Annotated in this window: 18 protein-coding genes; 3 read left to right on the forward strand and 15 right to left on the reverse strand. The window is 67.1% G+C overall.

What is annotated here, in order from left to right:
* Positions 1–157 precede the first annotated feature (157 nt).
* The 10 genes from FHP25_RS24210 to FHP25_RS24255 all read right to left on the reverse strand — a co-directional run bounded on the left by FHP25_RS24210 (position 158) and on the right by FHP25_RS24255 (position 11,935).
* A complete protein-coding gene (locus tag FHP25_RS24210; RefSeq protein ID WP_147849551.1) occupies positions 158–1,396 on the reverse strand; it encodes an ABC transporter substrate-binding protein in 1,239 nt (412 codons plus the stop codon).
* Between the two features lie 104 nt (positions 1,397–1,500).
* Entirely contained in the window at positions 1,501–2,727 is a 1,227-nt protein-coding gene (locus FHP25_RS24215) for an ABC transporter substrate-binding protein (protein ID WP_147849552.1), read from the reverse strand.
* Between the two features lie 177 nt (positions 2,728–2,904).
* On the reverse strand, positions 2,905–3,696 hold the full coding sequence (locus tag FHP25_RS24220; protein ID WP_147849553.1) for an ABC transporter ATP-binding protein: 792 nt from the start codon (positions 3,694–3,696) through the stop codon (positions 2,905–2,907).
* Between the two features lie 54 nt (positions 3,697–3,750).
* Positions 3,751–4,974: an ABC transporter substrate-binding protein gene (locus FHP25_RS24225; protein WP_178133747.1), complete on the reverse strand. Its 1,224-nt coding sequence runs from the start codon at positions 4,972–4,974 to the stop codon at positions 3,751–3,753.
* An 85-nt stretch (positions 4,975–5,059) separates the two neighbouring features.
* Positions 5,060–6,112, reverse strand: coding sequence for a branched-chain amino acid ABC transporter permease (locus tag FHP25_RS24230; RefSeq protein WP_147849555.1), 1,053 nt, complete (start codon positions 6,110–6,112; stop codon positions 5,060–5,062).
* A 3-nt stretch (positions 6,113–6,115) separates the two neighbouring features.
* Positions 6,116–7,000 (reverse strand): branched-chain amino acid ABC transporter permease, encoded by an 885-nt coding sequence (locus tag FHP25_RS24235; protein ID WP_147849556.1) that lies wholly within the window; start codon positions 6,998–7,000, stop codon positions 6,116–6,118.
* Complete coding sequence (locus tag FHP25_RS24240) at positions 6,997–8,964, reverse strand: AMP-dependent synthetase/ligase (RefSeq protein WP_147849557.1); 1,968 nt, start codon at positions 8,962–8,964, stop codon at positions 6,997–6,999. Before FHP25_RS24240 ends, FHP25_RS24235 begins: the two co-directional genes overlap by 4 nt.
* Complete coding sequence (locus FHP25_RS24245) at positions 8,964–9,788, reverse strand: ABC transporter ATP-binding protein (protein WP_231712458.1); 825 nt, start codon at positions 9,786–9,788, stop codon at positions 8,964–8,966. The genes FHP25_RS24240 and FHP25_RS24245 overlap by 1 nt, the downstream gene beginning before the upstream one ends.
* Positions 9,789–10,000: 212 nt before the next feature.
* The gene (locus tag FHP25_RS24250; RefSeq protein WP_178133748.1) at positions 10,001–10,639 is read right to left on the reverse strand and encodes a TetR/AcrR family transcriptional regulator; all 639 of its coding nucleotides are present in this window, start codon (positions 10,637–10,639) and stop codon (positions 10,001–10,003) included.
* Between the two features lie 159 nt (positions 10,640–10,798).
* On the reverse strand, positions 10,799–11,935 hold the full coding sequence (locus FHP25_RS24255) for an acyl-CoA dehydrogenase family protein (protein WP_147849559.1): 1,137 nt from the start codon (positions 11,933–11,935) through the stop codon (positions 10,799–10,801).
* A 160-nt stretch (positions 11,936–12,095) separates the two neighbouring features.
* Between FHP25_RS24255 and FHP25_RS24260 the strand changes: the two genes are divergently transcribed.
* Together FHP25_RS24260 and FHP25_RS24265 are read left to right on the forward strand one after the other, a co-directional pair.
* Positions 12,096–13,076 carry a Bug family tripartite tricarboxylate transporter substrate binding protein gene (locus tag FHP25_RS24260; protein ID WP_147849560.1) on the forward strand — a complete coding sequence of 327 codons (981 nt, stop codon included), beginning with the start codon at positions 12,096–12,098 and terminating at the stop codon, positions 13,074–13,076.
* A gap of 437 nt (positions 13,077–13,513) precedes the next feature.
* Positions 13,514–14,395: a hypothetical protein gene (locus FHP25_RS24265; protein ID WP_147849561.1), complete on the forward strand. Its 882-nt coding sequence runs from the start codon at positions 13,514–13,516 to the stop codon at positions 14,393–14,395.
* 81 nt (positions 14,396–14,476) lie between these two features.
* On the opposite strand, the gene FHP25_RS24270 is transcribed toward FHP25_RS24265, so the two are convergent.
* The 5 genes from FHP25_RS24270 to FHP25_RS24290 all read right to left on the reverse strand — a co-directional run bounded on the left by FHP25_RS24270 (position 14,477) and on the right by FHP25_RS24290 (position 20,479).
* On the reverse strand, positions 14,477–15,664 hold the full coding sequence (locus tag FHP25_RS24270) for an acyltransferase family protein (RefSeq protein WP_147849562.1): 1,188 nt from the start codon (positions 15,662–15,664) through the stop codon (positions 14,477–14,479).
* A gap of 318 nt (positions 15,665–15,982) precedes the next feature.
* The gene (locus FHP25_RS24275) at positions 15,983–16,882 is read right to left on the reverse strand and encodes a carbohydrate ABC transporter permease (RefSeq protein ID WP_147849563.1); all 900 of its coding nucleotides are present in this window, start codon (positions 16,880–16,882) and stop codon (positions 15,983–15,985) included.
* A complete protein-coding gene (locus FHP25_RS24280; RefSeq protein WP_147849564.1) occupies positions 16,875–17,831 on the reverse strand; it encodes a carbohydrate ABC transporter permease in 957 nt (318 codons plus the stop codon). The genes FHP25_RS24275 and FHP25_RS24280 overlap by 8 nt, the downstream gene beginning before the upstream one ends.
* Before the next feature lie 164 nt (positions 17,832–17,995).
* Positions 17,996–19,327: an ABC transporter substrate-binding protein gene (locus tag FHP25_RS24285; protein ID WP_147849641.1), complete on the reverse strand. Its 1,332-nt coding sequence runs from the start codon at positions 19,325–19,327 to the stop codon at positions 17,996–17,998.
* 99 nt (positions 19,328–19,426) lie between these two features.
* Entirely contained in the window at positions 19,427–20,479 is a 1,053-nt protein-coding gene (locus tag FHP25_RS24290; protein WP_147849565.1) for an ABC transporter ATP-binding protein, read from the reverse strand.
* A gap of 237 nt (positions 20,480–20,716) precedes the next feature.
* Between FHP25_RS24290 and FHP25_RS24295 the strand changes: the two genes are divergently transcribed.
* Positions 20,717–21,871 carry a serine hydrolase domain-containing protein gene (locus FHP25_RS24295; protein WP_178133749.1) on the forward strand — a complete coding sequence of 385 codons (1,155 nt, stop codon included), beginning with the start codon at positions 20,717–20,719 and terminating at the stop codon, positions 21,869–21,871.
* The last annotated feature ends 129 nt before the right edge of the window (positions 21,872–22,000 follow it).

Here is a 22,000-nt window from a genome sequence, read left to right on the forward strand (position 1 = left end):
GCAAAGCTCGGCGGATGGCATGTATATGAAACCAAGCCGCCGGGACCCATCACCTTCTTCAACGGCTTGACCTACTTCCGCGCCCTCGCACAAGGTTATGCCCTCAACGATCTGTAGACGCCCTAGCGCTCCCGCAGGGAGAGGAGAAGTACGTTCATCACCACTTGTTCAGCATGGGCACCGGCGCGTTGCGGGCGGCGGCGGTATATTTGCCGTCCTTGATCGTGCCGATGCCGGCCGCCAGCCCGGCGACCGGGAACGGCGCCTCCTTGGTGAACTTCAGGTCGGAGAAGGTGCCGAAGATCTGATCGGACGCGATCGGCGTGCTCAGCATGGTCTCGCGGATGGCCTCGCCGGTGACCTTGTCGGCACCCACCCGCTTGGCCGTGGCCTCGACGGCACGCAGCGCCACCAGCACCTGGCCCATGCCCTGGATGGTCGTCACCGACCACTGGGCCTTCATGCCGTGCTTGCTGGTCAGCATGTCGAAGAAGGTGCGCGCCGGCGTCTTCTCGTCGGTCGGCACCGCCATGGCATAGACCTCGTAGTCGCCTTCCATTTGCTTGATGTCGCCCATGGCACGGCCTGAATCGAACATGCCGTTATGCGAGCTCATCAGGATCGGCACGCTCTTGCCCAGCGCCTGCATGGCGCGCTTGGCGGCGACCACGGCGGCGGTGTTGGTCTGGATCGAGACCACCTCGGCGCCCTTGCGCAGCACGCGGCTGATCTGGGTCGTCAGATCGGTGGGCTGCACCTCGGTGAACACCGACTCGACCACCTCGAGCTTGTCGGGGTTGTCCTTGGCGTATTTCTCGATGCCCTTCTGCTGGTCGATGTAGGCCGGCGACGCCTCCGACGAGATGATGGCGACCTTCAGCGGGCCGCTGCCGCCGCGCTTCTCGCGGAACCAGTTGTAGAAGGCCACGGCCTCGTGCGAGTAGGTCGGGCGCGGGTTGAAGATCCAGGGATCGGGCTTCCAGGCAAAGCCGTAGCCGGCGGTCGACATGATCATCGGGATCTTGTCGCCCGGCAGGCGGCCCTGCAGCGCCGCGACGTCCGGTCCGCCCAGCCCGAGCACCAGCACGGGGTTGAGCTCGGCCTTGATGCCCGGCCACAGGCTTGCGACCTGGGCCGCGTCGTAGCGGTGGTCGTAATCCTTGAAGGCGATCTTGATGCCGAGCTTCTGACCGACCTCGGCGTTCCACCAGTCGACGATGGGACGGCGCGAGCCGATGATGTCCTTCATCACGTCGGCGTAGGGGCCCGTGAAGTCGGCCATCGAGGCCATGTTGTACGTGGTCTGGGCAGTGGCGCCGGCCGGCGGCAACGCCCAGGCGGCCACGATCGCCCCGGCGATAGCGGCGCGTCTTGCAACGCGTTTTGCAATACGCATGCTTCCTCCCTTTCGATTGTTCGTGCAGGAAACGCTACGCTGCTCGTTACGGGTCCGTTTTGCCGGGAGCGCGCCACTGCAGTGGCGCGCTCCCGGCAATCACCTCACCACTTGCTCAGCACCGGTACAGCCGCGTCCTTGGCCGCCGCGACGTACTTGCCGTCCTTGATCGTGCCGATGCCGGCCGTCAGCCCGGTGACCGGGAACGGCGCCTCCTTGGTGAACTTCAGGTCGGGCAGGGTGCCGAAGATCTGGTCGGACGCGATCGGCGTGCTCAGCATGGTCTCGCGGATGGCTTCGCCGGTGATCTTGTCGGCGCCGACCCGCTTGGCCGTGGCCTCGATCGCGCGCAGCGCCACCAGCACCTGGCCCATGCCCTGCACGGCCGTGACCGTCCACTGCGACTTCATGCCGTGCTTGGTGGCCAGCATGTCGAAGAAGGCGCGGGCCGGCGTCTTCTCGTCGGTCGGCACCGCCATGGCGTAGGCCTCGAAGTCGCCTTCCATCTGCTTGACGTCGCCCACGGCGCGGCCGGAATCGAGCACGCCGTTATGCGAGCTCATCAGGATCGGCACGTTCTTGCCCAGCGCCTGCAGGGCGCGCTTGGTGGCGACCACGGCGGCGGTGTTGGTCTGGATCGAGATCACCTCGGCGCCCTTGCGCACGACGCGGTTGATCTGGGTCGTGAGGTCGGTGGGCTGCACCTCGGTGAACACCGATTCGACGATCTCGACCTTGTCGGGGTTGTCCTTGGCATACTTCTCGATGCCGCGCTGCTGGTCGATATAGGCCGGCGAAGCCTCCGACGAGATGATGGCGACCTTGAGCGGGCCGCTGCCACCGCGCCTGGCGCGGAACCAGTTGAAGAAGGCTGCGGCCTCGTGGGAGTAGGTCGGGCGTGGGTTGAAGATCCAGGGGTCGGGCTTCCAGGCGAAGCCGTAGCCGGCGGTCGACATGATCATCGGGATCTTGTCGCCCGGCAGGCGGCCCTGCAGCGCCGCCACGTCGGGGCCGCCGGCGCCCAGCATGATGATGGGATTGAGCTCGGCCTTGATGCCGGGCCACAGGCTGGCGGCCTGGGCCGCGTCATAGCGATGGTCGTATTGCTTGACGGCGAGCTTGATGCCGAGCTTCTGGCCGACCTCGCCGTTCCACCACTCGATGGCCGGCCGCTGCGAGCCGATCAGGTCCTTCATGACATCGGCGTAGGGGCCGGTGAAATCGGCCGTCGCCGCGAGATTGTAGGTAGCCTGGCCACTGGCGCCGGCCACAGGCAGAAAGCTTCCCGCCGCGATCGCCCATGCAGCGGCAGTGCGTGTGAAGACCCTCATGTTCCCTCCGTTCGCTCGTTGGCGCAGGAATGCGTTCCCGTTGGAGCGAAGCGAAGGATCCTGCGGTGATCAGGGCCCTGCAATCATGCTACGCGTTCTCTACTCTCTACCGGCACTCTCCTTGACCGTCACCGCAAGGTCCTTCGCAGCGCTCAGGACGACAGAAGCCGCTCGTCTCTACCCCAGCCAGCGCTTGCGGCGGCGGTAGTGCTTGATATCGCGGTAGCTCTTGCGCTCGCCCTCGAGGTTGAGGCCGAGATAGAACTCGCGCACGTCCTCGTTGGAGCGCAGGTCGCTGGCCGCGCCCTCCAGCACGATGCGGCCGTTCTCCATGACATAGCCGTAGTCGGCGATGTCGAGCGCAACGCGGGTGTTCTGCTCGACGATCAGCAGGGTGACGCCCGCCGCCTTGAGGCTCTTCAGCAGGGCGAAGACCTCGTCGACCATCAGCGGCGCCAGCCCCAGCGAGGGCTCGTCGATCATGATCAGCTTCGGCTTGGCCATCATGGCGCGGCCGATCACCAGCAGCTGCTGCTCGCCGCCCGAGAGATAGCCTGAGGTGCGGTCCTTCAGCGCCGCCAGCCGGCCGATGCGGCTGTAGATCTCGTCGAGGCGCGCGCGCACGTCGCGCAGCGATGACGCCATGTGGCCGCCGACCACCAGGTTCTGCTCCACGGTGAGGTGGCGCAGCACGCGCCGTCCCTCCATCACGTGGATGATCCCGCCCTTGACCACCGCGGCGGGGTCCTCGTTGTCGATGCGTGTGCCGCCGAAGCTGATCGTGCCGGACGTGACGCGGCCGTCCTCGGTCTTCACCACGTTGGAGATGGCCTTCAACGTCGTCGACTTGCCGGCGCCGTTGCCGCCCAGCAGCGTGACGCACTTGCCGTCGGGCACGTTGAGCGAGATGCCCTTAACGGCCAGGATCACATCGCTGTAGATCACTTCGACGTTGGTCAGTTCGAGCACGGCGGCCTCCCGATGCTGTCCTTCTCCCCGCTTTCGCGGGGAGAAGGGAAGAGCTCACCACTTGTTCAGGGTGGGAACCGGCACGCCCTGGGCGGCGGCGGCGTACTTGCCGTCCTTGATCGTGCCGATGCTCACGGTCAGGCCCGACACCGGGAACGGCGCGTCCTTGGTGAACTTCAGGCCCGGCAGGATCGAGAACATCTGGTCGGCCGTGATCGGCGTGGTCAGCACCGTCTCGCGGATGGCTTCGCCGGTGATCTTGTCGGCGCCGACCCGCTTGGCCGTGGCCTCGATCGCGCGCAGCGCCACCACCGTCTGGCCCAGGCCCTGCACGGCCGTGACCGTCCACTGCGCCTTCATGCCGTGCTTGGCGGCCAGCATGTCGAAGAAGGCGCGGGCCGGCGTCTTCTCGTCGGTCGGCACCGCCATGGCGTAGACCTCGTAGTCGCCTTCCATCTGCTTGATGTCGCCGATGGCACGGGCCGAATCGAGCACGCCGTTATGCGAGCTCATCAGGATCGGCACGTTCTTGCCCAGCGCCTGCAGCGCCCGCTTGGCGGCGACCACGGCGGCGGTGTTGGTCTGGATCGAGATCACCTCGGCGCCTTTGCGCACGACGCGGTTGATCTGGGTCGTGAGGTCGGTGGGCTGCACCTCGGTGAACACCGACTCGACGACCTCGAGCTTGTCGGGGTTGTCCTTGGCGTACTTCTCGATGCCCTTCTGCTGGTCGATATAGGCCGGCGAGGCTTCGGAGGAGATGATGGCGACCTTGAGCGGGCCACTGCCGCCGCGCTTCTCGCGCAGCCAGTTGAAGAAGGCCACGGCCTCGTGCGAGTAGGTCGGCCGCTGGTTGAAGATCCAGGGATCGGGCTTCCAGGCGAAGCCGTAGCCGGCGGTCGCCATGAACATCGGCACCTTGTCGCCGGGCAGGCGGCCCTGCAGCGCCGCGACGTCGGGACCGCCCAGGCCCAGCACGGCGACGGGATTGAGCTCGGCCTTGATACCCGGCCAGAGGCTCGCGACCTGGGCCGCGTCGTAGCGGTGGTCGTAATCCTTGAAGGTGATCTTGATGCCGAGCTTCTGGCCGACCTCGGCGTTCCACCACTCGATGGCGGGACGGCGCGAGCCCAGCAGATCCTTCATCACGTCGGCGTAGGGGCCCGTGAAGTCGGCCATCGAGGCGAAGTTGTAGGTGGTCTGGGCGCCGGCCGGTGCCGACAGGAAGCCCAGCGCCACTGCCGCCGCGGCGATCGGGGCGTGCTTGAGGACAGACATGCGTACTCTTTCTCTCCGGTTTTCAGTCATGGGTTCCTCGCTCCGCGAGAGCGGGGAGAGGTGTGAATGGCGCCACTGGCGCTTGTCAGTAGGGGAAGGGCCATAGCCGGTAGGAGCGCTTCATGATGTTCCAGCGGTGCATCAGGCCGCGCGGCTCGAAGATCAGGAAGGCTGCGATGATGCCGCCCAGGAACACGTTCATGGTCGCGAACACGACGTCGCCGCCCAGGGCCGGGAACTGGTGCACCAGGCTGGGGCCCAGGGTGACGAAGCCCTCGCGGATGGCGGTGATGATGAACACGCCGATCAGCGCGCCGGTCACCGAGCCCATGCCGCCGACGATGATCATGGCGATGAACCAGATCGAGTGGAACAGCGTGAACTGGTCGACGGCGACGAAGCGCACGTAGTAGGCCCACAGCCCGCCGCCGATGCCGGCATAGAAGGCGCCGATCAGGAACGCGGTGGCCTTGGTGCGCACCACGTTGATGCCCATCATGCCCGAGGCGACGTCGTCATCGCGCACGGCGACGAAGGCGCGGCCGTGGCTGCTGCGCACGATGCCGTAGGCGCCGAAGGCCATGATGATGGCGACGACCAGGCACAGGTAGTAGATCGACCGGTCGGTGGCGAGCGCGATGCCAAAGAAGGTCGCCGGCTCCAGCGACAATCCGTTGGAGGCGCCGAACCAGGACGACGGCAGGTTCAGGATCAGGAAGTGGAACAGCGCCTGCGCCGCGATCGTGGTCAGCGCCAGGTAGAAGCCCTTGATGCGCACCGCCGACAGGCCGAAGACGAAGCCGAACACGGCCGCCGCGCCGCCGCCCAGCGGGATGCTGAGCCAGAACGGCAACCCGGCCTTGGTCGCCAGCACCCCGGTGGCATAGGCGCCCACGCCCATGAAGGCCGCCTGGCCGAGATTCACCTGCCCGGCATAGCCGGTGTTGATCTGCAGGCCGATCACCACCACGGCCGAGATCATCATGGCGGTCGAGATCGCGACCAGCCGCGGCCCCACCACATAGGGCAGCACGAACAGGGCCAGGATGAAGAGGGTGAACGCGATCCATTGCTGGCGCGTGCGGATCAGCGCCTGGTCGCGGGCGAAGCTGGTGGCGAAGACGCCGGCGGGATCCATGCCTCAGACCCTCTCGATGGTCTTCCAGCCGAACATGCCGGTCGGTCGCACGAACAGGATGAACAGCATGATGACGAAGGGGAAGACGGTGCCGACGGCGCCGCCCACGGCCGGATCGACATAGGCGGTGACCAGGCCCTGGATGATGCCCACGATCAGGCCGGCCAGCAGCACGCCGGCGATCGACTCGAAGCCGGCCAGCAGCGCCACCGGCAGCGCCGCCAGCCCGATATCGGAGGCCAGGAAGCTGAGCGACTTGCCGCTGAGGTAGATGATGGCGCCCAGGGTCGAGAGCAGGGCTCCCAGGATCCAGGCGAAGGCGATCGAGCGCTTGACCGAGATGCCGAGCGACATCGCCACCTGGTGATCCTCCGCCACCGCCGTCATGCGCAAGCCGGGGCGGGTGCGATTGAAGAACCACGACAGGCCCAGCCCAACGATGATGGTAAGGATGGCGCCGAACAGCAGCGAGCGCGGGATCAGGATGTCGCCGAAGATCACCGGCTTGAGCGGGAAGATGATCGGGAACGGCCGCACCTGCGCGCCGAACAGCACCAGAACCAGGCCCCGGATCAGGATCAGCAGGCCGATGGTCACCATCACCATGGCGAACACCGACTCGCCCACCAGGCGGGAGAAGAAGATGCGCTCGATCAGCAGGCCGAACACGGCGGCGGCGACGAAGGCCAGCGGCAGCCCCACCGCGAGCGGCATGCCCATGGCCAGCACCATCCACCAGACGATGAAGCCGCCAAAGACGACCAGCTCGCCTTGCGCGAAGTTGAAAACCTTCGAGGCGCGGTAGATGACGATGAAGCCCATCGCCACCAGGGCGTAGAGCAGCCCGACCAGCGCGCCGTTGATGAGGTAGTTGAGGAAGTCGATCATCCGGCGGCTCGCAGTTTCTCGCGGTTGGGCTGGCGCTGGGCCGCGCCGGGCTCGACGTCATGGATCTCGACCCGCGCCACGAGCGCGCCGCGGCGTCCGTCCTGGTAGGTCACGGGAATCTCGACGGTAACCTTGTCGCCGCCGTCGTAGAGCCCGTCGATCAGCGCGCCGTAGCGTTCCAGGAGGAACTCGCGCCGCAGCTTGCGGGTGCGCGTGAGCTCGCCCTCGTCGGGGTCGAGCTCCTTGGGGAAGTTGGCGAAGCGGCGCACGCGCGCGGGCTCGGGCAGGAAGCTGTTGACGCGCGCGATCTCCTCGCGGACCAGCGCCGCCACCTCGGGCTTCTGCGACAGGTCGGTGAAGGTCGAGAAGCCGATGTTGCGGTCCTCGGCCCAGCGCGACACCACGCTCATGTCGATATTGATCAGGGCGCCGATATAGTCCCGGGTCTCGTCGCCCAGGGTCATGATGTCCTTGATGAAGGGGCTGAAGCGCAGGCGCGTCTCGATGAACTGCGGCGGGAAGCGCTCGCCCGAGCGCAGCTTGCGCAGGTCGTCGATGCGCTCCAGGAACACCAGCTCGCCGCTGTCGGTCATCGAGACGGCGTCGCCGGTATGATACCAGCCGTCGGTGATGCGCTCGGCGCTCTTGTCCGGCTTCTTGTAATAGCCCTGGAAGAAGCTGCCGCCGCGCACCAGCAGCTCGCCGTCCTCGGAGAGCTTCCATTCCAGCTTGCCGCCGGCCTCGGGATGCACGTCGACCCAGTGGCCCACGGTTTCCAGGTCGTAGCGCGCGCCCTGGTGGATGGTGACGATGCCGATCTCGGTGGCGCCGTAGAGGTTGCGCAGCGGCACGCCGATGGCATGAAACAGCCGGAACACGTCGGGCGCCATGGTCGAGCCGCCCGACAGCGCCACCTTGGCGCGCGTCAGGCCGAGCTTGTCGCGCAGCGGCTTCAGCACCAGCGCCTCGGCCAGCGGATAGGCCAGCCGCGCCGACAGCGGCACCGGCTTGCCGTCCAGCCGCGCCACGTTGACCTGGCGGCCGACCTCGACGCCCCAGTTGTAGATGCGCTGGCGCATCTTGCCGGCGTCGAGCATGCGCGCCTGGATCGTCGCCGCCAGGCTTTCCCACTGGCGGGGCGCGAACAGCAGCATCTCGACCGCCAGCTCGCGCAGGTTGCCCAGCACCTCTTCCGGTCCTTCGGGGAAGTTCACCACCAGCGGCAGGACCATGCCGATGGTGATGCCGAACAGCTGCTCGGTGCCCCAGGCCGGCGCGATGTAGGTGAGGTACTCCATGCCGGGCTTGGCGCCCGTGGCGGTGATCAGGCGATGGGCGTTGTCGATCAGGTAGCGGTGCGTGATCACCACGCCCTTGGGCTTGCCGGTGGTGCCCGAGGTGTAGGACAGCACGGCGATGTCGTCGGGCTTGCCGGCCGCCACCAGCGTGGCGAACAGCTGCGGCTCGGCGGCGTGGCGCTTGCGGCCCTCGTCCTGCACCGCCTCGAACGTGGTCAGCACCTCCTGCTGGTACGACCACATGCCGGTATCGTCCCAGTAGATGATGCGGCGCAGGCCGGGCACATTGGCCAGCACGGCCAGGCCCTTGTCGACCTGCTCCTGGTCCTGGGCCACGAGGTACACCGCCTCGCTGTCGGCCAGCAGGAATTCGGCCTCGGCGGCGGTGAGGTCGGGGTAGAGCGACACGGCCTTGCCGCCCAGCGCCAGCGCCGCGAACTCGGCCCAGAAATGCTCGGGCTCGTTCTCGCCGATGATGGCGAGCGTCTCGCCCGGCTTCAGGCCCATGGCGTGCAGGCCCAGGGCGAAGGCGCGCACATTGTCCAGCAGGTCGGCGTAGGTGTACTCGCGCCAGATGCCGCGGTGCTTGTGGCGCTCGACCAGCCGCGAGGGGTTCTCGGCGGCGCGCTCCAGCAGGAGCTGCGGCAGGGTGCGTATCGGCAGCATCAGCGGTCACCCTCGCCGAGATAGGCTTTCAGCACCACCGGGTCGGTCTGGATCTGCTTGGGCGTCCCTTCGGCGATCTTGCGGCCGAAATCGAGCACCACGATACGGTCGGCGAGGTCCATCACCACGCCCATGTCGTGCTCGACCAGCACCACCGGGATGCTGCGCGCCTCGCGCACGTCGAGCACGAAGCGCGCGAGGTCTTCCTTCTCCTCGGTGTTCATGCCCGCCATGGGCTCGTCCATCAGCAGGATCTTCGGCTCCTGCGCCAGCGCCCGGCCGAGGTCGACGCGCTTGCGCAGGCCGTAGCCCAGGCTGCCCACCGGCTGGTGGCGGATCGACTGGATCTCCAGCAGCTCGATGATCTCCTCGACGACCTCGCGGTGGCGGAACTCCTCGGCGCGCGCCGGCCCGAAATGCAGGAACGCGGCCGGGATCGAGCTCTTCATGTGGATGTGGCGGCCGACCATGATGTTCTCGATCACGGTCATGCCCGAGAAGATATGCGTGCCCTGGAAGGTCCGCGCCAGGCCCAGGCGGGCGATGTCGTGCACGCTCTTGCCGCTGATCAGGTTGCCGTTGAACCGCACCTCGCCCTTCTGCGGCCGGTAGAAGCCGCTGAGGCAGTTCATCAGCGACGTCTTGCCGGCGCCGTTGGGGCCGATGATGGCGACCAGCTCGTCGGCGCCGACCGTGACGGAGACGTCATTGAGCGCAACGACGCCGCCGAAAGCAAGTCGAATGCCTTGAGCGGTGAGAACCGGTGCCCTGGCATGCACCGCATCGCGGAATGCCGAGGAGTCCGCTTGCGCCGCCGCGCTCACGATCCGCCCACCATGCAGGAAGCCGCGCGCCTCATCGAACCTCCCTCGTCACCAACATGCTGACGTCTCTTTTTTACTAGTTGGCAGTATCCATTACTGATCAGTCAAATCGGGTCAAGTTGTTTCCCCGATGTGAAGGCTCGCTGCGCGATACAGACTCCGAAGCACCAGCTGGGAGGATGCGCGTTGATTGTCGACGCTCGTGCCCGGCGCTACGCCCGCGCCGACGCGCGTGATCGTGCGGCCTTTGCCGCCGGCTCGGCGGGGCTCGCCGAGATCGCCTTGTCGAGCAGGTCCGCGAAGTGGCGCGCGATGTCGGTGCCGGGCAGCGGTCCGTCGGGCCTGAACCAGCGCGTCATCCAGTTGATCGCGCCCATGAAGAAGAACACCGTGAGCTTGGGATCGACGGCGCGTATGCTGCCGTCGGCGATGCCATCGCTGACCAGCTTGCGGAAGTGGCGGTCGAACTTGTCGCGCCGGCGCGCGATGATGGTGCGGTTCTCGGCGTCGAGCGCATCGAACTCGCCCAGCACCGCGAAGGAGCCCATCTCGCTGGTGATCAGCTCGATGTACTTCGTGGCCAGCAGCAGGATCTTGTCGCGGCCGCTGCGGCCGTTCTGCTCGCTGTGCTGCAGCGCCGTCTCGCCGAGATCCTGCGCCTGCATGTGGCACTCGAAGAGGATCTCCTGCTTGTTCTTCACGTAGTAGTAGAGCGCCGCCTTGGTGACTCCCAGCGTCTTGGCCACGTCGTCGAGCGAGGTGTCGTGGTAGCCGTGGGCGCTGAAGGCGCGCGCCGCTTGGCGCAGCAGCGCCGCCCGCTTCAGGGCGAACTGCTGGTCGCGGCTGAGCACGACGTTCTTCCAGGCTGATGAATGACGGCCGCGCCGCACGTAAGGTCCTTGTGAGGTGCCGAAGGCCAGGGGCAGAAGACACGTCTAGGTACCGCTTTTTGACGACTTGGTCAAATTCGCCGGTGGATCGGTCGCCTTGCTGACCGCCGGTCAAATCGGTCACAGGTTGCGCGAGATGATCAGCTTCTGGATGTCGCTGGTGCCTTCGTAGATCTTGCACACGCGCACGTCGCGGCAATAGCGCTCGGCCGGGAAGTCGCGCAGGTAGCCGTAGCCGCCATGCACCTGCAGCGCATCCGAGCACACGCGTTCGGCCATCTCGCTGGCATAGAGCTTGGCGATGGCCGCCTCCTTGAAGCAGGGGATGCCGGCCTCCAGCAGGCGGGCGGCATGCAGGTAGTATTGGCGCGCCACGTCGACCTGCATGGCCATCTCGGCCAGGCGGAAGGCCACCGCCTGCAGCTCGATGATCGGCCGGCCGTAGGCCTCGCGCTCGCGGGCGTAGCGCACCGCCGCGTCCAGCGCCGCGCGGGCGATGCCCACGGCCTGGGACGCGATCGCGATGCGGCCGTCCGACAGGGCCGACATCACGGTGCCGTAACCGCCGCCGACGCCGCCCAGTACGTTCTCCTCGGGCACGCGCAGGTCCTCGAGCGCGATCTGCGCCACATGCGCGGTGCGCTGGCCCATCTTGTCCTCGACCCGCGCCACGCGGTAGCCGGCCGCCTTGGGATCGACGATGAAGATGGTGAAGCCGCGCTTGCCGGCGTCCTTGTCGGTCTGGGCCAGCACCAGGGCGGTCCCGGCCTCGCTGCCGTTGGAGATGAACTGCTTGGCGCCGCTGAGCACGAAGCCGTCGCTGTCGCGCCGGGCGCTGGCGCGGAAGGCGGCGGTGTCGGAGCCGGCCTGCGGCTCGGTCAGCAGGAAGGCGCCGATGTGCTCGCCGCGCGCCATGGCCGGCAGGTAGCGCTGGCGCTGGGCGTCGTTGCCGTGACGCAGGATCGAGGCGGCGCTGGTGTTGTGCACATGCGCGATCGTGCCGACGCCGCCGTCGGCGGCCGAGATCTCCTCCAGCACCAGGCAGTAGCCGACGAAGCCGATATCGGCGCCGCCATGGGCCTCGGGCAGCAGCATGCCCATGAAGCCCAGCTCGGCCAGGGCCTTGAGCTCGGCATGCGGCCACGCCGCCGCCTGGTCGCGCGCCGCCGCCGTGGGCGCGATCACCTCGGTCGCCACCTGGCGCGCCAAGTCGCGCACCGCCACCTGCTGGTCGGTCAGCCCAAGCACCGTCGCCATGGCGTCCTCCGATATGTTTACCGCTTGATTGATTAATTGACGCTAAAGTCAAATACACGAACCCGTCGGGGTGTCAACTGCGGTGCACGGAAATCCTTGGGATTTGCCCCCGGCCGTGCCACATCGGCACCGGATCGTTAGCCTTCCAAGGAGACCGGACATGAGCAGACCAGTCGTCGGCCGGCGCGCCGTCATCGCTGCCGGGGTCGCGACGCTGTCGCTGCCGGCGCGGGCGCAGGGGGCGTATCCCGAGCGGCCGGTGAAGTTCGTGGTACCGTTCCCGCCGGGGCAGGCGGCCGACACGTTCGGGCGCCTGATGGCCGAGCGGCTGTCGGCGCTGTGGAAGCAGCAGGTCGTGGTCGAGAACAAGGGCGGCGGCGCCGGCATCCCGGCGATGGAGGGCGTGAAGGCGGCGGCGCCCGACGGCTACACGCTGGCGGTCGGCAGCAGCGGCACGCTGGGGATCAACCCGGGCCTATACGCCGGCAAGCTGCCCTACGACGCGGTGAACGACTTCGCGCCGTGCTCCAACATCTTCCTGGTGCCGCTGCTGATCACGGCCCATTCCTCGCTGCCGGTCGCCACCCTCGCCGAGCTGATCGCGCTGGCGAAGAAGGAGCCCGGCCAGCTCGGCTACGGCTCGCCCGGGGTCGGCTCCTCGCAGCACCTGGCTATGGAGCTGTTCAAGCACACGGCCGACGTCGATATCCGTAACATCCCCTACAAGGGCAGCGGGCCGGCCGTGTCGGACCTGCTGGGCGGCCACATCAAGCTGATGATGGACAGCGTCACCTCGGCGCTGCCGCATGTGCGCGAGGGCCGCATCAAGGCGATCGCCGTCACCACGGCCAAGCGCGTGCCGCAGCTGCCCGACGTGCCGGCGATCGCCGAGACGCTGGCGGGCTTCGACGCCGCCGGCTGGGCCGGCGTCGTGGCGCCGGCCCGCACACCGCGCGCCATCGTCGAGAAGATCAGCGCCGACATGCGGGCCCAGATCGCGCTGCCCGAGGTGCAGCGGCGCATCATCGAGCTGGGCGGCATTCCCGATCCCGGCACGCCCGAGCAGTACCACGCCTTCATCAAGGCCGAGGTCGCCAAGTGGACCGAGGTCGTGCGCATCTCTGGCGCCAAGGTGGATTAGGCTTTGAACCCTCTCCCGCCTTGCGGGAGAGGGAGGGGCCCGTTGCGCGCAGCGCAACGGGAGGGTGAGGGCCCAAGGACGCGGTGCCGTCAGGCCCTCATCCGCCGGGCGCTTGCGCCCGTCGACCTGGTCTTTGGACACGAGGACACAACGGTCGGACGGCCGGAATAATCCGGCCTGATCGGGGTTGGTCAATCACGGACGTTGGATTCGGATGCGACTCATCCGATGCGACGCAGCACCGACGCCGCGGAGACGAGCGGTCCCGCCGGCAAACGATGCGGTGCTTGCGACGCACGCCGTTTCCTCGCGCTGCCGCATAGAGAACAATCTCTGAGACTTTCTCAACCGGCCATGAGGGATGCCGTCCAGCTGGTCAGCGTACTGATGTCGAGCAAACGCTCACACATCTTCACGCGACCATGGGAGCTCCGAACATGACCTACACCCTGCCACACACGTTCCAAGGTGGTGGATACGATGTGACCATCAACGCCGACCGCTCGATCCGGGTCAGGCAAGGCGACTGGCTGAGCAAGTATTCGATGGCGGTCTATGGCGACTTCACCCACATCAGGAAGTTCAAGGAGAAGATCGGCATCAACCTCTACCGCGACGTCCCGAATCCCAACCTGATCCGGACCGGCGCCACCCTGTACCACCCCGACTTGCTGCCGGGCGAGGCACCTGGAGCCGGCGCGCCGGGAAGCGGGCAGCCGGGGACCGACCCGCAGATCCCCCATAGCCGCATCAGGGCGTTCTTCGAGTGGATATGGAACCGTTTCGTGGTGTGCGACTGGGAGCTGACGGGGACGGCCGGGTTCAATCTTTCCGCGTTTTTCATCAGCGGCCAGTACATGACCGTCGACGTCAGGCAGAAGGCCACGCAGGTCACCGGCCACTTCTACAACGTCGCGGGGGGCCTGACGCTGAACGTTCCCAAGAGCCTGTTCGGCGGATCGGGCGCGCCCTCCTTCTTCCCGACATACGGCACCATCTGGCGCACGCCGTGGCGAGACCACCTGATCCTGGAAGATTTCTGCCACGGCACGCTCGTCGTGGAGTTCAGCTTCGCCTATTGGCTGGGCGCGTCGCCGTCGATGCTGTTCTTCGGCATGGGCATGCCGCCGTGGCGCATCCTCGACGCGTTGAACCGATATCTCCGGTCCGGTGACCCGACCATCTTCGCCATGCTCCTGGTGGACACCGGGCCGAAGGGCGTCATGCTGTTCGCCGGCCCGGAATTGTCCTCGCCGGGCGTCGGTGTCGCCTGCCGGGTCGGCGCCATGTACGACCGGCTGCCCTGGAACGCCCGCTAGCGCCGGAGTGGCCCGCCACCATCCTCTCCCACGTCTTGTGGGAGAGCACGGATGGCGTCACGCCGGGTCGCCATCGCGGCGTCACCCCGATATCGGGCGCGTCGGCTGCAGGCTGCGCCAGGCGCCGCCGCGCATCTTCATCCCGAACAGGGGGCGCATCACATCGATGCGGCGAACCACGCCTTCATAGATCAGCCACGTGCCGAGGAACGTGGCGACGGTGGTGATCAGGAACTTCACTGTCACCGGCAGGTTCGCCGCCGCGAGGTGCCAGGCCACGATCACGGTCACCGTCTGGTGCAGGATATAGAATGGGTAGACCGCCTCGGTGGCATAGGCCAGCGCCGCCGACCGCCGCGTCATGTGGCGGGTGAAGAAGCCGACAATGGCGAACAGCCAGGCCAGCGTGTTGACGGCCTCCAGCAGATGGTGGTCGAGGCGCCCGGCCAGGGCCGGCACCGGCCAGGCCGGGTCAGAGAAGAAGACGGCGTGGAGCACGCCGTAGGTGAGGGCGCCGACGGCCAGCGACGTCCAGCGCTGCCGTGCCAGGGTCTGCAGCAATGCCGGGCTGCGGAACAGCAGGGCGCCATAGAGCAGCAGCAGCGCCGCGCCCGCCAGCCCGACCCAGTCGCCGACCAGGCCGTTGCGGTTGGATGACAGCGGCGTCAGCCAGAACGACACCGCGGCAGGCGGCAGGGCCAGCAGCCAGAGCAGGGCGCTGTGGTCGGCGGCGCGCTGCGAGAGCCGGTCGAGCCGGGCGCTGCCGGCCCGGCCGCGCATCCACAGGAACAGCGGCAGCAGCGCCATGGTCAGCACCAGCACATAGGCCAGGAACCAGAGATGGTGCCAGCTCATGTTGCCCGCCGGGTAGACGCCGGTGAAGGCGTGCGGCAGGAACTCGAGATACGAGCCGGTGAACTGGCCGCGCTGCAGGCGCTCCAGGTAGACCTGCGGCGGCACGATCACCAGCATGCCGAACGCCAGCGGCAGCAGCAGCCGCTGCAGGCGGTCGCGCACGAAGGCGCCCGGGCTGCGCCGGCCCAGCGCCAGCAGGATGGCGGCGCCCGACACCAGGAACACCAGCGGCATGCGCCAGCGGTTCATGAACCGCATGGCGATCTCCAGCCACTGCGCGTGCTGCGGGTCCTTCACATGCCAGGTCCAGGAATTGTAGGCCATGCCGGCGTGGTACAGGATCAGCAGCGCGAAGGCGCAGACCCGCAGCCAGTCGATGTCGGCGCGGCGGTCGATGACAGAAGGGGTGGTCATGGGATGGCCCTGGCGGTGGACGACGGCCGTGTTGTCGCCGCCAAGGACCTGATCTCAGGGCAAAAAGTGACGACCGGCGGCCCCGCCGTGACGACCGGTGGCCGGCCCGGGACGAGCGGTCAACCCTCTCCGCCCACGTAGTGGGGGGAGAGGGAGGGGCCCATGCCGCAGGCATGGGAGGGTGAGGTGGGTCGTTCGACCAAACGAGGTCTCGTGAGCAAGAGCCCGTTCGTCACGGGCAACCCACCTCACCCTCCCATCACGCTGCGCGTGATGGGCCCCTCCCTCTCCCCCCGCTTTGCGGGCGGAGAGGGGGCTTCACTCCTTCACCGCGCCGGTCAGCGAGGACACGTAATAGTCCACGAAGAACGAATAGAAGATCGCCACCGGCAGCGAGCCCAGCAGGGAGCCGGCCATCAGTGCGCCCCACTGGTAGACGTCGCCGGAGATCAGCTCGGTGATGATGGCCACCGGCACCGTCTTCTTCTCGCTGCTCTGGATGAAGGCCAGCGAATAGATGAACTCGTTCCACGACAGCGTGAATGAAAAGATCCCGGCGCTGATCAGGCCCGGCACGGCCAGCGGCAGGGTGATGCGGCGCAGGATCTGCAGCCGCGTGGCGCCGTCGATCAGGGCGCATTCCTCCAGCTCGTAGGGGATCGACTTGAAGTAGCCGATCAGCAGCCAAGTGCAGAACGGCACCAGGAAGGTGGGGAAGGTCAGGATCAGCGCCAGCGGCGAATCGAACAGGCCGAGCTGGAACACCACCGTCGCCAGCGGGATGAACAGGATCGACGGCGGCACCAGGTAGGCCAGATAGATCGCCAGCCCGACATACTGGCTGCCGCGGAAGCGCAGGCGCTGGATCGCGTAGGCGGCCAGCACGCTGCTGAGCAGCGACAGGGTGGTCGACGCCACCGCCACCATCATCGTCGTCAGCAGCCATCTGGGATAGGCGGTCTGGAACAGCAGCTTGTAGATGTGGTCCAGCGTCGGGCTGCCGATCAGGAACGGGTTGTAGGTCTTGTAGTCGTAGAGCTCGGCGTTGGGTTTGAACGACGTCACCGTCATCCAGTAGAACGGAAACAGCAGGATCAGCACGAAGCACGCCAGCGGCACGTACAGCAGCACCACCCGGCGCGCCCGGTTGTCCCACGCCATCGCCTCGGGCACGGCGGTGGCCGAGCCCTTGGTCTCCGCGGCCGGCACGTCAGTCATTGGCTTCTCCCTGCTGCCATTTGCGCCGCGCCAGCGCGAAGTAGCTGAAGAGGGTGGCGAAGACCAGGAACGGGATCATCGCCACGGCGATCGCCGACCCCTCGCCCAGCTCGCCGCCGGCGATGCCGCGCTGGAAGGCCAGCGTCGCCATCAGGTGGGTCGAGTTCACCGGCCCGCCGCGCGTGATGGCGTAGACGAGCTGGAAGTCGGTGAACGTGAAGATGATCGAGAACGTCATCACGATCGCCAGGATCGGCAGCAGCAGCGGGAAGGTGACGTAGCGGAAGCGTTGCCAGGCGGTGGAGCCGTCGAGCAGGGCGGCCTCGTAGAGCGACGGTGAGATCGTCTGCAGCCCGGCCAGCAGCGAGATCGCCACGAACGGGATGCCGCGCCAGATGTTGGCCGCGATCAGCGACCAGCGCGCCGGCCAGGTCGTGCCCAGGAAGTCGAAATACTTGTCGCGCACGCCCAGCACGTCGACGAACACGTAGGAGACGATCGAGAACTGCGGGTCGTAGATCCACCAGAAGGCGATCGCCGACAGCACCGTGGGCACGATCCAGGGCAGCAGGATGATGGCGCGCAGCAGGCTCTTGAAGGGGAGGTGGTTGTTGAGCAGCAGCGCCAGCCACAAGCCCAGGCCGAATTTCCCGAACGTCGCCACGGCCGTGTAGAAGATGCTGTAGAAGACCGCGCTCCAGAACTGCGGGTCCGACATCAGGTATTCGAAATTCTCCAGCCCGACCCAGACGCCGCTGCGGCCGATCTTGGTGTCGGTGAAGGCGAGCCAGATCCCCAGCCCCAGCGGATAGGTGAGGAACACCGTCAGCAGGCCGACCGCGGGCAGCAGGCAGGCCACGACCAGGAACGGCTTGTAGTCGAGCAGCCGCGCCAGCCAGCTCGGCTGCGGTCGCGCGCGCGTCCAGTCGGTCACGGTGGCAACGGCCATGAACCCTCCTGCAAGAGAACAAGAGAAGATTCACCACAGAGACACAGAGGACACGGAGATCACAGAGGATGACTTCTAGCGCCGCAGGCGCTCAGACCTCTTCTTCTCTGTGTGTCCTCTGCGCTCTCCGTGCCACTGTGGTGAAGGTTTTCTCTTTTCTGCCTCTACCCGCGGTAGTACCGCTTGGTGCGGCGCTCGGCTTCCTTGGCGGCATCCTCGGGCGTGGCCTGGCCCGAGGCCACCGAGGCGCACATCTGCACCTGGATGTACTCGGCCGCGACCGTGCCGGACGCCTGGGTGATCGGCCCCTTGTAGCCGGTCCAGAACTGGTTGTTCATGCCTTCGCGATAGATCGCCAGCTTGGGATCGCTCTCCCACACCTTGCTGGCGTTGTACGCCTTCAGCGGGTGCGCCCAGTAGCCCAGGCAGCCGGTCAGCCATGTGTCGTACTGCTCGGCCTCCATCATGTAGGTGAGATACGCCTTGGCGGCGTTCTGGAACTTGGAGTGCTTGAACACCATGGCGTTGAGGACCAGCGCCGATTGCGGCTGCTTGCCGATCACGCCGCTGGGCAGCGGCGCATGGTTGGTGTCGTCGGCGATCGCCTTGGTGGCCGGATCGTTCTTGAGCGCGAAGTACAGCGACACGCCGTTGGCCGTCAGCCACACTTCGCTGGCGGCGAAGGCGCGGTTGTTGCTGGGATCGCCCCAGCTCATCGTGCCGGCCACGAAGTTGGGATAGAGCTCCTTCAGGTACTTCAGCGCCGCCACGGTCTCCTTGCTGTTGATAGCGACCTTGCCGTCCTCGTCGACCAGGTAGGCGCCGTGCGACCACAGCAGCCAGTTGGCGAAGCCGTTGCCGTCGCCCACCGCGTTGCCCAGCGCGAAGCCGGCCGGCTTGTTGGCCTTCTTCAGCGCCTGGCAGAGCTTCAGGAAGTCCTCGTGCGAGCTCGGCACCTTGTCGAAGCCGGCCTCCTTCAGGGCCGACTGGCGATAGGCGATCGGCCCGGTCGAGCCGCCGAACGGCAGGCCGATCCAGTTGTTGCTCTTGGCGCGCTTGCCGTATTTCTCGCCCAGGAACATCCAGCCGCCGTACTTCTTGCCCAGGTACTCGGCGATGTCGCTGAGCTCGATCAGCTTGTCGGTGTAGACATGCGGATCCTCGGCCCAGCCCAGCACGATGTCGGGGCCGGCGCCGGTGTTGGCCGACACCGCCGTCTGCTGGCGGATGTCCTCCCAGCCCACGAAATCGACGCGCACGTTGACGCCGGTCTCCTTGGCGAACTTCTCGGTGTTGGCGCGGAAGATCACCTCGTCGGGCTCGACGAAGCGCGCCGGCCGCAGCACGCGCAGCGTGGCGCCGCTTTCGATCGGCAGCTTGGGCGCGGCCGCATCGGCCTTGGGAATCTGGGCCGAGGCGCCGTTGGACAGGGCGAGCGCCGCAGCCGCTCCGGCGCCCAGCTTGATGCTGCCACGCCGCGTGATGATGTAGACCACAATTTCCTCCTTGATCGTCCAGGCATCCATCTTTTCTTGGATCGCGCGTGCGCACGCGCGCTCATGACGATGCGCGCAGACCAGCGCGCGGTCAGAGGGTCAAAGCCGCCTGCCGCTCTCGGGGTCGAACAGGTGCACCAGCGACGCGTCGGGCCGCACCGGCAGCGTCTCGCCGGGCCGCGCCGAGATGCGCTCGCGGAAGGCGCCGACCACCGATGCGTCGCCGACGCGCATGATCACCTGGGTCTCCGACCCGGTCGGCTCCACCACCTGCACGGTGGCCGGGATGCCGGCCGAATCCAGCGTCAGGTGCTCCGGCCGCACGCCGTAGACGGCCGGTCCGTCGCGCCGGGCCGCACCGTTGGCGGGCAGCGGCCACGACGTGCCGTCCTCGGTGCGCAGCGATCCGTCGCTGATCGTGCCCTTGACGAAATTCATGGCCGGCGAGCCGATGAAGCCGGCCACGAACAGGTTGGCCGGCCGGTCATAGAGCTCCAGCGGCGGGCCGGCCTGCTCGATGTTGCCGTTGTTCATCACCACGATCTTGTCGGCCATGGTCATGGCCTCGATCTGGTCGTGGGTGACGTAGACCGTGGTCACCTTCAGGCGCTGGTGCAGCTCCTTGATCTCCGAGCGCATCTGCACCCGCAGCTTGGCGTCGAGGTTGCTGAGCGGCTCGTCGAACAGGAACACCTGCGGGTTGCGCACGATGGCGCGGCCCATGGCCACGCGCTGGCGCTGGCCGCCCGAGAGCTGGCGCGGATAGCGGTGCAGCAGCTGCTCCAGGCCCAGGATCCTGGCGGCGCGCCCGATCTCCTCTTCCATCACCTGGCGCGGCGCGTTCGCCAGCTTGAGCGAGAAGCCCATGTTGTCGAACACGGTCATGTGCGGGTAGAGCGCGTAGTTCTGGAACACCATCGCGATGTCCCGGTCCTTGGGCGGCACCGTGTTGACGACGCGGTTGCCGATCGCGATCTCGCCGCCGCTGATGTTCTCCAGCCCCGCGATCATGCGCAGCAGGGTGGACTTGCCGCAGCCCGAGGGGCCGACCAGCACCACGAACTCGCCGTCGGCGATATCGACACTCACCCCATGCAACACTTCGACCGACCCGAAGGTCTTGCGCACGTTACGGACTTCGACCGTCGCCATCGATCCTCCCAACTGAACGCTCTTCGACCGCCCATGCTTCTTCGGGCATGGTGAGAACACGACGCAGGCTAGCACGTGCACGCACGGACGCCAGTCCCTTCATGTGCGGGAACCTTCCCGTGCATTTCGGCCATTGAACTCCGCCCCGGGATGTTGCAGCCGCGCAGCTTCATCCGTTTGACAAGGCCGGCCCCGGGCCAAATAGTCCGCCATCGTCACGCCCAGGGAGGGAAGACCATGAATGCCAAGGACAAGGTGATCAACACGGCTGTCGCGAACGGCGACATGCCCTTCGCCGTCGCCATGGCCGGCAATGCCAAGGGCATTTCCTATCGCGCCGCCGCCGGCGATGCGGCGCCGGGCCGCAAGGCGGCAGCCGACACCGTCTTTCGCATCTTCTCGATGACCAAGGCGGTGGGCTCGACGGCAGCGATGATCCTGGTCGACCGCGGCAAGCTCGATGTCGACACGCCCGTGGAGGCAATTCTGCCGGAGTTCGCGAGGATCCAGGTGATCGAGCGCTTCGACGGCGACAAGCCCGTGATGCGTGCGCCCAGGCGCAAGGCCACCATCCGGCACCTGGCGACGCACACGTCGGGCCTGGCCTACGAGTTCTGGAACGCCGACGTGCCCAGGTACATGGCCGCCACCGGCCATCCCACGATCCTGAGCGGCACCAAGGCGTCGATGTTCTATCCCATGGTGTGCGATCCCGGCACCCGCTGGGAGTACGGCATCAGCATCGACTGGCTGGGCCAGGTGGTCGAGAAGATCGACGGCCGCCGCATCGACCGCTTCCTGCAGGACGAGATCCTCGGGCCGCTGGGCATGACCGACACCGCCTGCGAGGTGCAGGACCACATGAAGGACCGGCTCGCCACGGTGTCGGCGCGCGGCGAGGACGGCAAGTTCGCGCCCTTCGAGCTCGCGCCGCCGTCGCAGCCGGAGTTCTACGGCATGGGCCACACGCTCTACTCGACGGCCACCGACTACATGACCTTCCTGCGCCTGTTCCTGAACAAGGGCACGCTGAACGGCCACAAAGTGCTGTCCGAGCAGGGCGTCGAGCGCATGCTGGGCGACCACATGAACGGCCTCACCTTCGACAAGATGACCACGATCGCGCCGGCCGTCACCGCCGATGTCGACATCTTCCCCGGCGTGCGCAAGACGCACAGCTTCGGCTTCGTGCGCAACGAGGCCGACATCCCCGGCATGCGTTCGGCCGGCTCGCAGAGCTGGGCCGGCGTCTGCAACACGCACTACTGGTTCGATCCGAAGAAGGACATCGCGGCCGTCATCATGACCCAGTCGCTGCCCTTCCTCGAGCCGCCCTTCGCCCGCGCCTACGAGGCCTACGAGAAGGCCGTCTACGCCGAAGGCGTGGCCTGAGGTAGCTGGGAGCGCGCCACTCCAGTGGCGCACCGGCGCGTAGCGCCGGATCATGATCCGCATGGCACGGCGGCCCGGCCCTTCGGGCCGGTGCGCCACTGGAGTGGCGCGCTCCCGGCGAGCCGTACG

The organism is Vineibacter terrae (assembly GCF_008039615.1).
GTDB lineage: Bacteria > Pseudomonadota > Alphaproteobacteria > Reyranellales > Reyranellaceae > Vineibacter > Vineibacter terrae.

Coding starts and splice junctions, on each gene's coding strand:
- FHP25_RS24210 (WP_147849551.1), bottom strand. CDS start 1,396: ATGCGTATTGCAAAACGCGTTGCAAGACGCGCCGCTATCGCCGGGGCG.
- FHP25_RS24215 (WP_147849552.1), bottom strand. CDS start 2,727: ATGAGGGTCTTCACACGCACTGCCGCTGCATGGGCGATCGCGGCGGGA.
- FHP25_RS24225 (WP_178133747.1), bottom strand. CDS start 4,974: ATGTCTGTCCTCAAGCACGCCCCGATCGCCGCGGCGGCAGTGGCGCTG.
- FHP25_RS24230 (WP_147849555.1), bottom strand. CDS start 6,112: ATGGATCCCGCCGGCGTCTTCGCCACCAGCTTCGCCCGCGACCAGGCG.
- FHP25_RS24235 (WP_147849556.1), bottom strand. CDS start 7,000: ATGATCGACTTCCTCAACTACCTCATCAACGGCGCGCTGGTCGGGCTG.
- FHP25_RS24240 (WP_147849557.1), bottom strand. CDS start 8,964: ATGCTGCCGATACGCACCCTGCCGCAGCTCCTGCTGGAGCGCGCCGCC.
- FHP25_RS24255 (WP_147849559.1), bottom strand. CDS start 11,935: ATGGCGACGGTGCTTGGGCTGACCGACCAGCAGGTGGCGGTGCGCGAC.
- FHP25_RS24260 (WP_147849560.1), top strand. CDS start 12,096: ATGAGCAGACCAGTCGTCGGCCGGCGCGCCGTCATCGCTGCCGGGGTC.
- FHP25_RS24265 (WP_147849561.1), top strand. CDS start 13,514: ATGACCTACACCCTGCCACACACGTTCCAAGGTGGTGGATACGATGTG.
- FHP25_RS24270 (WP_147849562.1), bottom strand. CDS start 15,664: ATGACCACCCCTTCTGTCATCGACCGCCGCGCCGACATCGACTGGCTG.
- FHP25_RS24275 (WP_147849563.1), bottom strand. CDS start 16,882: ATGACTGACGTGCCGGCCGCGGAGACCAAGGGCTCGGCCACCGCCGTG.
- FHP25_RS24280 (WP_147849564.1), bottom strand. CDS start 17,831: ATGGCCGTTGCCACCGTGACCGACTGGACGCGCGCGCGACCGCAGCCG.
- FHP25_RS24290 (WP_147849565.1), bottom strand. CDS start 20,479: ATGGCGACGGTCGAAGTCCGTAACGTGCGCAAGACCTTCGGGTCGGTC.
- FHP25_RS24295 (WP_178133749.1), top strand. CDS start 20,717: ATGAATGCCAAGGACAAGGTGATCAACACGGCTGTCGCGAACGGCGAC.